The following is a 14,267-nucleotide window of genomic DNA, read 5'->3' as shown; positions in this document are numbered from 1 at the left end:
ATGAAAAAGACAGTATCAGTAAATATAGGTGGGTTTGCTTTCAATATAGAAGAAGGTGCCTATGAACAATTAAGGGCTTATTTAGCCGCAGTAGAAAATAATCTGGCAACTGATCAAGCGGAAATTATGCATGATATTGAAGCGAGAATTGCAGAGATTTTTAAAGAGAAATTAGCGGGTACCAAAGAAGTGATTGATGAAGGGAATATAGAAGAGTTGATTGGTATTATGGGACAACCAGAAGATTATCAAGAAGGAGAAGAAACTTTTGAAAATCAGGAACAAAGTGCGCATTCAGATACAGCTCATGATAATAGAAAGTCCTTATACCGTGACATGGACAATGCTTCTGTTGGTGGGGTATGTAGTGGATTAGCCAAATATTTTGATGTGGATCCATTGTTTATTAGGATTTTATTTGTTCTCTTCACTGTGTTTGCTGGCTCAGGACTATTATTGTATCTGATTTTATGGTTGGTGATTCCAGAAGCTAAAACAACAGCAGATAAATTAAAAATGAGCGGAGAAAACATTAATTTAGAATCGATTAAATCTCATTTCAATCAATTAGGACGCGATATTAATCAAAACTTAAAGTCAAAAAAATTCAATAAAAAAATAAATAAATTTGTTGATTCCTCGGTGAGTACAGCTAACCAGGTAGCCATTGTTTTACAAAAAATTATAGGTACCGTATTTATCATAGCCAGTATTGTAGCTTTATTCTTTTTTACCTTGTATTTAATGGGGAATCAAGACATCATTCCGTTTACTTCATTTATCATAGCCGATAGTTTATTTGATTTTTCATTGCTCATTTTTCCAACTGTGTTGTTGGCTAAAATTGCCTTTGTTAGTATTGTCGTAATGTTAGCTATTCCACTGGTATCATTCTTGTTGGCAGGGGTGAAAATGGTATTTAATTTAAATGGAGAAGTGCCTAAGGCGCTTAAAATTATCTTGGGTATCCTATTTACATTGAGTGTTTGTTTTTTGTTTATTGCAGGAGTCAGAACAGGTGTCCACTTTACACATGAAGGTGAAATTGAAAAGACTTATGAAGTGACTAATAAGGAAGCAGTAATTCAAATAGCGTTTGTGGATGGACCATCCAATTACTTTATGAATAATAGTTTGTATTTCGGACCGCAATTTATGGATGTAAAACAAGACTCATTTGGATTGCGAAATATTGCGCTTCACTTGTCAGCCACTACGGATACCAATGGAATAGAAGTAAAGGTGATTAAAGAATCACATGGTATTAGTCAAATGAGTGCAAATGAAAATGCAGTACAAATACAATATGAATTGCGTATTGTAGACGGCGTGATTCAATTGCCTTCATACATGTTGTTAAACAACGCGCAAAAATTTAGGGGACAAGCTGTGGATGTTTATGTGAAAGTACCTGAGAATACAATTGTTGTATTGAATGAAAACGCTTATAAGGTGGATTTTTATATTAACCACAATAATTATTACAAACATTATTCAAAGTATGGCAGACGAGTTATTGAAAAGAGGTGGAAAGCGAAGGATGGAAAATTAATCTGTGAAAATTGCAGGGAAGATTATTGATTATTGTAAAGGTGGTTTAATTTTAATTTAAAAGTAAATGTTGTTCCATGGGCAGTATCAATTTCATAAGATCCGTCAAAATGCTCTATCAAAGTTTCAATTAATTCTATTCCGAACGAATTTGGTTTAGAAGGTGGTATCCATGTTCCTGTATCTTGGTACTTAAAAGTGATGCCATTTTCTTGCTTAAGGATTTGAATCGTAATACTACCTTCTTTTTTATGTATAAAACCGTGTTTAATTGAATTCGTGATGAGTTCATTCATGATTAAAGATAGTGGTACCATATCATCCATATGTAACCTATTTATTTCTGTTTGAATTTGTGTGGAAACCGCACAATTTGTAGCATATGAACTGATTAAATCTGCACACAAGTTTTCTAAATAAAATTGGAGGTCTAAATCATTTACCTTGTCTCCTCTATAAAGTTCTTCATGTATCAAGGCCATGGTAGATATTCTGTAGATAGAATCTTTAAAGGGGGCTGTAAGTGCATCTTCTTTATCAATTTTGTACAATTGTAAACGCAAAAGACTTATAATAACTTGTAAATTATTTTTAACGCGGTGATGGATTTCTTTAATCATGGTTGTTTTCTCTAAGGTGTTTATTTTAAGAGAATTATTAGATTGTATGAGGGCGTTTTGGGATTGTTCAAAATCTTTTAATATTTTATTTATCATAAATATAAATATGATCGTACAAGCAAGTAGATTTAACACATATTTTACTGCAGGAAAATCAGGGCTTAAGAATAAATCGTTCATAGGAGGAGCGATTTGTAAAGTGATAAGAATTTTAAGGGAGATTAAACTCATGATGTTAAAAACTAAGTAAAATAAGGCGCCCCTTTTACCCACCGTATAAAATGCAAATAAAGTGATGTTGATAATCCAAAACATACCGCCATGATTTCCAATGTAAGTACCCGAAATAAAACCTATTATATGGATGATTACCGCGTATCCAATATTGGTAAACACCGCTAGTTTATAATTCTTTGTTTTTTTAACAATTGTATAACAAATGGTCGCTATAAATAATGACCCAAGTGCTTGAATAAAATACATTTTTTGATCGAAATAAGCAGAAAAAACAATTAGTAGGAAGCATATGATGGCAATAAAATAAACATTTTCAGTCAATTTTAATCTTTTTAATTCTCCTACATTTTGTTCCGTTGTCATGGTTTCAAATTTACAATTGTAGCTTCCCAAAAATTAGGGTAACTTTTATTAACACATTCAGGATCCGTAATATATAGTCCGTGAGGTGTAAGTAAGGATGCAATGGCAAAAGCCATGGCTATTCTATGGTCTTTATGAGAATTAATTTGACCAGAATTTAAATTCCCTTCACCATATATTTTTAAAACATTGTCGCCTGCTTTAATGGTTAAACCTAATTTGGCAAACTCTTCTATTAATACAGTAGCTCTATCGGACTCTTTATACCTTAATCTTTCCGTACCAAATATGGTCGATTTACCTTGTATTCCGGCAGCTAAACTTGCTAATACAGGAAATAAATCTGGACAATTTTCAGCATTAAATTCAAAAGGTTTTAATACTTCTGGCGGAATTATTTTTAAGGTATTGTTCTCCCATTTTATTTTTCCGCCAACTAAATGAACGACTTTTAAAATCGCAATATCGGCTTGTGTAGAATTTGGATTTAGATTCTCAATTGTGATCCCATTTTTAGAAAGTAATCCATAAACAATCCAACAAGCAGCCCCACTAAAATCTCCTTCAATGGTAAAGGTATTCAAAGGTGGAGTATAGGTCTGTTTACCTTTGATATGATAAGATAAATAATCGTTATTTTGAATAGAGATACCATATTTTGCTAAAACAGCTATGGTAATGTCAATATAAGGAGTACTGACAGCGTTTTCTACCTGCAATACGGAATCTTCTGCGCACAATGGTAAAGCCATTAATAAGCCAGAAATGTACTGAGAACTTAAATTACCATCCACGGTATAGTTACCACCTTTTAGCTTTCCTTCTACTTGAATGGGTAAGTAATTGTTGTTTAATTGCACTTTTAAACCCATTTCAGGAAGGTATTTTTTAAACCAATGCATTGGTCTATTCAAAAGGGTACCCGTTCCAGTTATGGTGTAATTTTTATTGAAATGACTTACGATAGGGACACTCAACCGGGTGCCTAATCCCGATTCTCCAACAGACAACTCGTAAGCAATTTTTCCTTTTTTAGGAAGGATGGTGATTTGTTCATTTTCCCAAATAATTTCAGCGCCTAATTGGGTAATAATTTTTAAGATGTTTTGCACATCATCACTTTGGTTAATGCCAAGTATTTTTGAGCTTGTATTTGCTAAAGCTGCAGCAAATAGTACCCTTTGTCCAATACTTTTAGAAGTCGGTGCTTTAACCGTTTGTATGGTATCATTTATGTGGATGAATTTACTCAATCTCCTTGGTTTTATTTAATATTTTGGTTTGTCTTGCGACAGATTCTTTATGGATACTTTTTAAAATTCCCTCTACAAATTTCTCACTTAATCCATTATTTAAGCCAAATTTAGTTCTTGTTCTTAATATTTCTGACCATCTATCTACTTGTAAAATAGTCATGTTATTATCTTTTTTAAACTGTCCTATAGCATCAATTACTTCAAATCTTTTGATAAGATTTTTAAGTAAATCCGCATCAATTTCATCTATTTTACCTCTTAAGTTTTCTAATATAGAATTTTCCCCCGTATTTGGTGTTAATTCACGGATGATTATTTTCTCTAGTATGTTTTTAAAATTAGCTGGTGTAACTTGTTGTTGTGCATCACTCAAGGCCTTGTTTGGTTCATGGTGTACTTCTACCATTAAGCCAGTCATGTTCATGTCCATTGCTTTTTGGGATATAGGTAAAATTAACTCCCTTGTTCCACCAATATGACTGGGGTCACAAATAATGGGTAAGCCTGGAAAAGCTTGCATTAGTCCAACTGGGATGCCCCAATTTGGAACATTCCGATATTTAGTTTTCTCATAGGAAGAAAATCCCCGGTGAATCGCAGCAATATCTGTCACCCCAGCTCCTTGAATTCTTTCTATGGCACCTACCCATAAATCTAAATCAGGAGTAATGGGGTTTTTGATCATAATTGGAATATTTGTCCCTTGAATGGCATCCGCGATTTCTTGAACTGAAAAGGGATTTACGGTAGTTCTAGCACCAATCCATAATACATCAATACCCGCCTTTAAAGCTTCCTCAACATGCTTTGCATTTGCCACTTCGGTGGCAGTAGGTAGCTTTGCTTTTTTTCCTGCCGCTACAAGCCATGCTAGTCCTACAGACCCAACCCCCTCAAATGTGTTCGGTCTAGTCCTTGGTTTCCAAATTCCTCCCCTTAATAAATTCGTGTTGCCATCTTTGGCCAAGGCAGTCGCTATGTAGTCAATTTGTTGCTCACTTTCTACACTGCAAGGTCCTGCAATTATATAGGGTTTGTCCGTTTTTTTAAACATAGGTGCTCATGAATTTTATAATATCAATAATCCGTTTTCATTCAAATATTCAAAGTTTTTTGAACCTAAAAAATCAGAAAGATCATAATTGGGGGTGAATATAGTATCTAAGTCTTTTATTCTGCAACTAGCTGCGTTGGAAATGTGACATTTTTCTAATAGGAGGGCAGTTAAGTTTAAAACCTCTTGCTTGCCTTTTATTTCAAACTGGTTATTTTTTGTGTTTATTTTCAAAGCGTATTTATTGCTTTTAATTTGCACCATTCTATCAAGTATGATTTTTGGACCAAGCCATACTATTTTTGAAGTTGGTTTAATCGCTACGGCTGGACTGTTTTCAAGGGCAAGTTCAATAAAGTTTTGGGCTAAAGTTGTTGGTTTTATATGAAAGTCAAACCATGTTTTTAGTGGTAGATCAAAACCGGTCCCGCGCATGTAGTTATGTAAAGATGTTTTTAATCCTTGACTGTATTTTTGGTGGTCTACTCCAGAAGTATCTTGGTGTGGAATATCGTTATTAGCAAAGCTTCCTTTGTCTTCCTTTGTAGCCAATACTTTAAATCTTTCCGGATTTATGCCGATAGGACTATGTGCGGTCATGGCAAATTGATGCCAAAAACCAGATTGCACCAAATTTGCCTCAAATAGCTGTCGAACGACTTCTAAACTATTGATGGTTTCCGCATCTGTTTGTGTAGGAAAACCGTACATTAAATAACCATGTACTAAAATTCCAGCTGCTGAAAAATTTTGCGTTACTGTAGCGAGTTGTTGTAAATCTACCCCTTTGTCAATTAACTTTAATAAGCGATCCGAAGCTACTTCAATTCCACCTGAAACAGCAATACAACCTGAAGCTTTAAGTAACTGACATAAATCGGCAGAAAAGCTTTTTTCAAATCGAATATTTGTCCACCAAGAAACACTTAATTTTCTGTGCAGGATGGTCAAAGCCAATTCTCGCATTAAGGAAGGTGGAGCCGCTTCATCCACAAAATGAAAGCCTGTCTCGCCAGTTGCTGCTATTAATTCCTCCATTCTATCTACGAGCATGGCCGCAGAATTTGGTTCATAGTCTTTTATATAAGATAAACTAATGTCACAAAAGGTACATTTTCGCCAATAACAACCATGGGCTAAAGTAAGCTTGTTCCACCGGCCATCACTCCATAAACTATGCATGGGATTTGTGACCTCAATCACGGAAATGTAGGACTTTATTTTTAAATCACTATAATCTGGTGTACCAACATCTTCTTGTTTAAAGTCTGCGATAACTGGATTGTCAAAATAGGTGACAAGTCCATCTACCAAGGTCAATGTTCTTTTTAAAGTCTTTAAATTGGTTTGTGACTGTACATGCTTTATTAATTGTAAAATGGGTGCCTCTCCATCATCTAAAGTAATAAAATCAATCCACTCAAAAACTCTTGGATCTTTAATGCTCCTTAACTCTGTATTTGGGTAACCACCCCCCATGACAATTTTTGTGTTGGGGGCTATTTTTTTTATATGTTGTGCACATTTCAAACCAGCGACTAAATTGCCAGGAAATGGAATCGATAATGCGACCAACTGGGGTTGTGTTTTTCTGATTTCGGTACCAAGTATTTCAAGTGTGACTTGATGAATATAACTATCCTCTTTTTGAATAAAATCATAAATCTCATCAAAATTATTGGCACTTTGACTCATTCTTTCTGCATAGCGACTAAACCCGAAAAGTGGATCAATATTTTCGACAATAAAGTCGGAAATGTCTTCTAAATACAAGGTGGCTAAATGCTTTGCCTTGTCTTGCTGTCCCATTTGACCAAATGCCCAGTCTAAGTCTTCCAAATCATTAAATCTGGGTCCTTCTGGTAAAAAACCTTCTTGTACAATTGCGTTTGCTAAAGTTGGGTTCTGGCCTTGCAAAAAATGAATAGTTGCATCTATACTACCAATATAATCTTCTTTTAAATCAATAAATCGCCGACTTTGTTCACTGCAATTTTCCCAAGTTACCTTTTCGAAAAGCGCAATTAAACCTTGGGTTGAAAAAATATTTAGTATGACATCAATTCCCAAATCAAGTTGTGCGACAGAAATATTTTGGGTGTTTAAAAAACCTTTTAAATAAGCCGTTGCTGGATATGGCGTGTTCAATTGTGTAAAAGGGGGAGTAATTAATAAAATATCTTTTGTCAAAACGAAGGGAATTTAATTCAAATTTACAGTAAATTACCGAATCTAGATTAATTCTTAAGACAGAATCATAAATCATTTTTAAAGATTGAATTTTTTGTGCTAAAATCATTATTTTAGCAGAAAAATAACATCATATGAGCAGTATTTCATTCCAAATATCTAATAACGTTGGCTACATTACATTAAATCGTCCAACTGTTTTTAATAGTTTTAACCAAGAAATGGCTTTTAGTCTGCACAAAATATTAGACGAGTGCAATGCAAACGACGAAGTAAGAGCAATACATATTACAGGAGAAGGAAAGGCTTTTTGTGCTGGTCAAGATTTACAAGAAGTAACTGATCCGAATGGACCAGAATTGAGTTCGATAGTGAGCGACCATTACAATCCAATTGTAGCGAGGTTAAGAAGTATTGAAAAACCAATAATCGCTGCAGTAAATGGTGTCGCAGCTGGTGCTGGAGCAAATATAGCATTGGCTTGTGATATTTGTGTGGCACATGAAGCTGCGAGTTTTATTCAAGCTTTTAGTAAAATTGGCTTAATTCCAGATTCTGCAGGGACTTATTTTTTACCCCGTTTAATTGGTATGCAGCGTGCAACAGCTTTAATGATGTTGGGGGATAAAATTGCTGCAAATGATGCTGTGGCTATGGGGATGATTTATCAAGCATTTTCTGAGGCAGAGTTTGTAGAAGGCGCAAAAAAAATTGCTGAAAAACTAGCTAAAATGCCCACCAAAGGATTGGGGTTAACTAAAAGAGCGTTGAATCAATCTTTCAATAATGATTTAAATCAACAATTGGCCTTAGAAGGCGAATTGCAAACCATTGCTGGAGAAACCTATGATTATAATGAAGGTGTGAATGCTTTTTTAGAAAAAAGAAAGCCTACATTTAAAGGGAAATAGAACAGTTAAGCATGAAGCAATTAATAATTGGATGGTTCATTTGGTGCAGCGTTTTCACTTTTGGACAAGGCAGAGTGGATGGTTTTTTAAAAGGAAAAGGTAATTTAGATATTGCCTTGGGTAGCAATTATGAAGCCAATAAGCAGTATTATGCTGGAAATAATTTGATAAACCTATCAAGAGATATTTTGAGCTTTAGCGCTTTTTTCGCCTATGGGATTACGGATAAATTAGATGTGAATTTTTCGGTACCTTACGTAAGTGTAAATAGTGCTGAAAAGAGTATTCAAGATCCAGCTTTATTTATTAAATACCACATTACATCCATTTCATTAAAAGCGGGTGACCATAACTTAGGTAAACTGAACTTAATATTTGCTGCAGGTTTTTCAGCCAATATCAACGATTATCAGACTGCTGGAGGCAATGCAATTGGACAACAAGCCAAAACAATTGACCTTAGACCAGTCATTCATTATCAGGCGAATTCCGGTTGGTTTGCAACCTTACAAGGCGGCTATAATTACAAGTTTGAACCTGTACCGGACGCCATTCCCTTTGCATTGAAAGTTGGTTTAGCTAAAGCAAAATGGTATGCAGATGTTTGGTATGATGGGCAACATGGAATTGGAGGTTTCGATTATCTAGGTACGCCAGCGCCACCTTCTTTTAGAGAATTAGGGGTCAGTTATCACAAAATAGGAGGGACATTTTATAAGCCAATCAATCAATACTTAGGTGTTTTTGGTGGACTATCTTACATGTTGGCAGGAAGAAATATATCAAAAGGAGCTGGTGGTAATATTGGTTTTGTATTTAAACCGGCGATTAAAAAGTAATAATTTATTTAAAATTTTATAGAAAAATGATTGAAATTGGCGTATTAGGAGCAGGATCAATGGGGGCAGGAATTGCACAAGTAGCATCACAAGCAGGACATAAAGTGGTGTTGTGTGATTTAAGTGAGGAACAGTTAAGTAAAGCGAAAGCTAACTTGGGTAAAGTTATGCTCAGGTTGGTGGAAAAAGGTAGATTGTCGGAATTAGAGGCCAATGATATTCAAAGAAGAATAAATTATTCCACAGACATGGGTGACTTTAAGAATGCTGGTCTAGTAATTGAAGCCATTGTGGAAAATATTAAAGTAAAAAAGGATGTTTTTGCTACTTTAGAAAATATTGTAAATGATACTTGTGTCTTGGCTTCCAACACCTCTTCCTTATCCATTGCTTCCATTGCAGCAGCATGCAAGCAACCAGAAAGAGTAATGGGAATCCACTTTTTTAACCCCGCGCCATTAATGCCTTTGGTAGAAATTATTCCAGCAGTACAAACAGATGAAAATAAATTAAATAAAACCAAATATTTAATCGATTCATGGAAAAAAGTGACGGTTTTAACTAAAGATACACCTGGTTTTATTGTCAATCGTGTAGCAAGACCATTTTACGGGGAAGCATTAAAAATATATGAAGAAGGTGTTGCTGATTTTGCAACCATTGATTGGGCAATGACTGAGTTGGGTGGATTTAGAATGGGCCCATTTACTTTGATGGATTACATAGGTAATGATATTAATTATACGGTAACAGAGTCTGTTTTTAAAGCTTTTTATTACGACCCACGTTATAGACCTTCTTTTACACAAAAAAGACATGCAGAAGCAGGTTGGCTTGGTAGAAAGTCGGGTAGGGGTTACTTTAATTATGCCGAGGGAGCAGAGAAAGCTTTACCGAAGGAAGATAAAATACTAGGTACAGAAATATTAAATAGAATTTTAGTAATGCTGATTAACGAAGCAGTAGATGCTGTTTTCTTAAATATTGCCTCTACTAAAGATGTTGATTTAGCCATGACCAAAGGGGTGAACTATCCAAAAGGATTGTTGGCTTGGGCCAATGAAATAGGTTTAGAAAATGTGTTGTCTCAGTTGGAAAATTTACACAATGAATACGGGGACGATAGATACCGTCCTTCTGTATTGTTGAGAAGAATGGTGAAAAATAAGGAAGTGTTTACTTTTTAAACCAAGTAAGCAGATTCCTGTTTACCAAATTGAACTTTAATCTTGTCTTGAAGGGTGGTAGAAATTGCCATCCCTTCAAAGTCAGCCGAAATTGGAAACCTTCGGTGCGTTCTGTTGACTAAAACAGCGGTCTTTATAGAATGAATATTGGTAGATAATAAATGGCGTACTGCATGAATTAAAGTCCTGCCAGAGTTAATCACATCATCTACTAAAATAACATTGGCGCCTTTTAAATCTTCTAATGAAATATCCATCACAATGGGTACTGTTAGAGGCGCATCTTTGTTTATTTTAATGTTGAATAAATGTATGCCACCCTTAAAATCATCTGCTGCAATTTTCTTTAATGCAACGACTAAGCGTTCGGCAAAAATAAACCCGTTACCATCAATACCGCCTATGAATAACTGGTCTTCCTTGTAAAAATTCTCATAAATTTGAAAGGCAATCCGTTCAATTCTTTGTTTGATTTGTGACTGGTTTAAAATTTCTGTTTTCATAAAATTATTTTACACTGCGTTCATTAAACAATACATACCCGTAACTAAGTTGTAAAGAAAGTGGTTTTTCTTGCTGTCCGTAATAATTGACGGTGGCACGGATAGGACCAACAAAGGAATGGTAAATTAAGGAGGCGGAAGCTAATTCAAACCGACTGGCAAATGGTTTTGAAAATGAAGTTTCTCCATTTTCATTTAACATACTTTTTAAAGGTTGAAATAGGTACGCTTCAATTCTTAAATCTAATTTATCTTTTAGGGTGAAAATATTAATTAACCCTATTGCCGCATATTCGTTAGAGCGATAATCTTCGTAATAAACAGTTTGTGCATCAGGAAAAGGGTTAAAGTTTTGTGCAGACAACTTGGATACTGTATAATTATGCAAATTAGGTTTGTAGGCGTAATACCCCTCCAGATAAAATCCTAGTCGATAATTTTTATAATCTAAAAAGTAATCGACATATTTTAAATCCAAATAAACCCAGTTTCTAAAAGTATTGTCCTGTGAAATATTATTTGGAGAAGTAGATCCTGGAACAGTGTTTTCGATTGCATGTACATATCGTGAAGAAATTTCAAACAAAGAACCACTAGATTCAAAAGATTTTCTGTTAAAAGTGTTTCTGGTATATTTAATCCCTGGAGAATAGAATAGCATGCTGGTAACATCAACAGTATCATTATCTAGGTAATCGGAAGACTGATAGTATTCATAATTGTTAACGCCATTTTTAAAACTAAACTCTAACTTTCCTTTTGTAGCAACTTCCACATTGTATTTTACGCCCCAAAAAGATTCATCTAATATTAAAAATGAAGGTTGCACATCTTCAAAAAATATAGCAAAATTGGTAAAGTAATCCCAACGACTTCTACTATACATAGGCTCTATATAGGTCTCGTTTTTGGTGGGTAAGTGTAATTTAAGTCCTGTTTTAATAGAACCATAAAAATTACCAAAATAGGCATTTGCATAAACCGATACTGGGGTGATTTTAAAATCGTTATAGGATAGCTTTAAAAACCCAGTATTGACCGGGCGAGAAGAAAAATGTCCGCCAAAGGAAGCTTTTAAAGGTTTTTCTTTCCGGACGTATAACCCAAGTGTTTGGGTGGAATCTTTATAGGCCTCAATACTTGGAGAAAAGGAATGAATATAATCAGACTGGTATAGTTTTAAATACCGGTATTTTAAAGTTTCGTAATTTATACCATTTTCCTTCTTTAGTTTCATCAACTTTCGGTTTATATAAGCGCTTTCATTTGCATTTATTCCCGTTGTTTCAATTGCATCAAAAGAAAATTTTATTTTTTTGTCCAGGTATTTTTTTCTTCTTGCTTTTAAATCCTCTTTATTTTCAATTCTGAATATTTGGGATTTAATAGAGTCCACTTTTAATAATGCGGCTTGATAGCCAATCGCTATCGCACTATCAATTTGGTCAAAATCAAAAGTACCTATGTTCCCTAAATCAGGAGATATGATGACACCATTTTCACAGGGTAAATTGTAATTAGAATGCTGGGAGAATAAGTTTCTTACTTGAGACATTAAATCGTCATCTAATGGTGGTGGTTCATTATAGGAAACATTACTGCCAATGATAAAATCTATATTGAACTCATCAAGTAAACTATTTGCTGGGAAGTTATTGTATAAACCACCATCAAAAAGTAGTCTACCATCTAATTTAACGGGACTCAAAAAAAAAGGATAAGCCATAGAGGCCCTGACTGCCATATTTAAACTGCCCTTTCTAAACGTAATGCTTTCTTTGGTGGTGATGTCTGAAGCAATACATCTAAAAGGAATAAACAAACTGTCGAATGAATTATTCGTTGCACTTGGATTAACGCCTAATAAATGTAACAATTCCAAGTCCAAATAGGTCGAATTGAGTAAATTTGTGGGTAAAGATTTTTGAATAATGGAATCTTTTGAAAGTTTTATGGATAATAATTCTGCATCAATATCTGCATTGTGCAAATAGAATTTATATTCTTCTTCAATTAATCCTTGGGACATTAAAAAGAATTTTTCAGACTTTGCAATGGCCTCAATTTGTAAGGGGCTAAGTCCAGAAGCATATAAAGCACCAACCAAAGCTCCAGCAGAAGTACCTGTAATATAGTCAATTGGGATATTGTTCTCTTCCAGTGCTTTTAAAACACCGATATGGGCAAAACCAGTTGCACCACCACCACTAAATACTAGACCAATTTTTTGAGTCATTCCAAAAAAGGAATAAAAAATCAATAAAATAGACAGCATTTTCTTCATATGTAAGCAAAAGTAAGTTTTCTTTTTTTAAAAGAAAATAATATCAAATGATAAGTGCTTATATTTGCAGAAAAAAAAATATGCAAATTGTAGCGAAAACGTTTTTTGGATTTGAAGACCTATTGGAAGAAGAGTTAAAAGCCTTAGGAGCAAAAAACATTGAGAAAGGTAATAGAATGGTAAAGTATGAAGGTAATAAAGAGTTACTTTATCGTTCAAATATTTGGCTACGTACTGCAATATCTGTTTTAATGCCTATTGAAACTTTTCAATTTAGAGATGAAGATGATTTAAAAAAGAAATTGAGTTACATTAAATATAGTACTTATTTCTCTGTTACAAAATCTTTTGCTGTAAAAGGGGCGGTAAATTCCAAAGAATTTAATCACTCTCAATATCCTTTACTATTGTTAAAAGATGCCATTGCAGATCACTTTAGAGATAGTTTTAATAAAAGGCCAGACGTAGATAAATCTAAACCTAATGTCGTTTTTGATTTACACATTCAAGACAATGAGTGTACGGTATCTCTAAATAGCTCTGGGGCGCCTTTATTTCAAAGAGGATATAGAAAGAGTGTTGGTGAAGCACCTTTAAATGAAATTGTTGCAGCAGCCTTAATTATGCGATCTGGTTGGGATAGAAATTCAGATTTGATCGATCCTTTTTGTGGGTCTGGTACCATTCCAATTGAAGCAGCTTTGATGGCCAATGATTTACCACCAATGATTGAAAGAAAAAACTTTGGTTTTAAACATTGGAAAGATTATGATGTAAATTTATTTGAAGCTTTGCAAGATGAGATTCCAAGAAAACCAAAAGCGGGTTTAAAATTTAAAATAATTGGGTCGGATACGGATACACAAATGATTCTTAATTCAAGAGAAAACTCTAGAATGCTGCCAGTGGATAATATTTTAAAATTTGAAGCAAAAGATTTTAAAGACCAAGAAGCACCAAGTGATAAAGGGGTGTTAATTTGCAATCCTCCTTATGGTGAACGTTTAGAAATTGAAGCATTGGAAGAGTTTTATGGTGAAATTGGCACTTTCTTTAAACACAAAATGGGTGGTTTCGATTGCTGGATAATTAGTTCTAGTACAGATGGATTAAAGTCTGTTGGTTTAAAGCCTGCTAAAAAAATCAGAGTATATAATGGGGATTTAGAATGTGATTTCAGAAAATATGAAATTTTCCCAGGTAGCTTAAAAGAACATAAAACTAGAATTACGGAACCAAGAGGAAGAAGACCTAAAACGAAAAAATAATTAC

Annotated in this window: 11 protein-coding genes; 5 read left to right on the top strand and 6 right to left on the bottom strand. The window is 34.3% G+C overall.

The features are described 5' to 3' along the window. Positions 1 to 1,581: a PspC domain-containing protein gene (locus tag DNU06_RS16450; protein ID WP_111064600.1), complete on the top strand. Its 1,581-nt coding sequence runs from the start codon at positions 1 to 3 to the stop codon at positions 1,579 to 1,581. Here the strand turns inward: DNU06_RS16450 and DNU06_RS16445 are convergent. The 4 genes from DNU06_RS16445 to DNU06_RS16430 are packed head-to-tail and all read right to left on the bottom strand — an operon-like array spanning position 1,575 to position 7,271. Next, a complete protein-coding gene (locus DNU06_RS16445) occupies positions 1,575 to 2,771 on the bottom strand; it encodes a sensor histidine kinase (protein ID WP_111064599.1) in 1,197 nt (398 codons plus the stop codon). The two genes, DNU06_RS16450 and DNU06_RS16445, sit on opposite strands and share 7 nt — an antisense overlap. Then, positions 2,768 to 4,024, bottom strand: coding sequence for a 3-phosphoshikimate 1-carboxyvinyltransferase (gene aroA / locus DNU06_RS16440; RefSeq protein WP_158526934.1), 1,257 nt, complete (start codon positions 4,022 to 4,024; stop codon positions 2,768 to 2,770). The genes DNU06_RS16445 and aroA overlap by 4 nt, the downstream gene beginning before the upstream one ends. Beyond that, a complete protein-coding gene (locus DNU06_RS16435) occupies positions 4,017 to 5,081 on the bottom strand; it encodes a bifunctional 3-deoxy-7-phosphoheptulonate synthase/chorismate mutase type II (RefSeq protein WP_111064597.1) in 1,065 nt (354 codons plus the stop codon). Before DNU06_RS16435 ends, aroA begins: the two co-directional genes overlap by 8 nt. A gap of 15 nt (positions 5,082 to 5,096) precedes the next feature. Next, on the bottom strand, positions 5,097 to 7,271 hold the full coding sequence (locus tag DNU06_RS16430; RefSeq protein WP_111064596.1) for a B12-binding domain-containing radical SAM protein: 2,175 nt from the start codon (positions 7,269 to 7,271) through the stop codon (positions 5,097 to 5,099). A gap of 134 nt (positions 7,272 to 7,405) precedes the next feature. Between DNU06_RS16430 and DNU06_RS16425 the strand changes: the two genes are divergently transcribed. Genes DNU06_RS16425 through DNU06_RS16415 form a run of 3 tightly spaced genes read left to right on the top strand, consistent with a single transcriptional unit; the run spans position 7,406 to position 10,208 of the window. Next, entirely contained in the window at positions 7,406 to 8,182 is a 777-nt protein-coding gene (locus tag DNU06_RS16425; protein WP_111064595.1) for an enoyl-CoA hydratase-related protein, read from the top strand. 11 nt (positions 8,183 to 8,193) lie between these two features. After that, positions 8,194 to 9,021, top strand: a complete 828-nt coding sequence (locus tag DNU06_RS16420; protein WP_111064594.1) for a hypothetical protein — start codon at positions 8,194 to 8,196, stop codon at positions 9,019 to 9,021. 29 nt (positions 9,022 to 9,050) lie between these two features. Next, positions 9,051 to 10,208, top strand: a complete 1,158-nt coding sequence (locus tag DNU06_RS16415) for a 3-hydroxyacyl-CoA dehydrogenase NAD-binding domain-containing protein (protein WP_111064614.1) — start codon at positions 9,051 to 9,053, stop codon at positions 10,206 to 10,208. Here DNU06_RS16415 and DNU06_RS16410 read toward each other — a convergent pair. Together DNU06_RS16410 and DNU06_RS16405 are read right to left on the bottom strand one after the other, a co-directional pair. Beyond that, positions 10,205 to 10,711: a phosphoribosyltransferase family protein gene (locus tag DNU06_RS16410; protein ID WP_111064593.1), complete on the bottom strand. Its 507-nt coding sequence runs from the start codon at positions 10,709 to 10,711 to the stop codon at positions 10,205 to 10,207. The two genes, DNU06_RS16415 and DNU06_RS16410, sit on opposite strands and share 4 nt — an antisense overlap. Positions 10,712 to 10,715: 4 nt before the next feature. Next, entirely contained in the window at positions 10,716 to 12,995 is a 2,280-nt protein-coding gene (locus tag DNU06_RS16405; protein WP_111064592.1) for a patatin-like phospholipase family protein, read from the bottom strand. An 80-nt stretch (positions 12,996 to 13,075) separates the two neighbouring features. Here DNU06_RS16405 and DNU06_RS16400 point away from each other — a divergent pair, with 80 nt between their 5' ends. After that, positions 13,076 to 14,263: a THUMP domain-containing class I SAM-dependent RNA methyltransferase gene (locus DNU06_RS16400; protein ID WP_158526933.1), complete on the top strand. Its 1,188-nt coding sequence runs from the start codon at positions 13,076 to 13,078 to the stop codon at positions 14,261 to 14,263. The last annotated feature ends 4 nt before the right edge of the window (positions 14,264 to 14,267 follow it).

Source organism: Putridiphycobacter roseus, assembly GCF_003234935.1.
Lineage (GTDB): Bacteria > Bacteroidota > Bacteroidia > Flavobacteriales_D > Crocinitomicaceae > Putridiphycobacter > Putridiphycobacter roseus.
The sequence above is the reverse complement of the archived record's forward strand: the minus strand, read 5'-3'. Positions and strand labels throughout refer to the sequence as shown.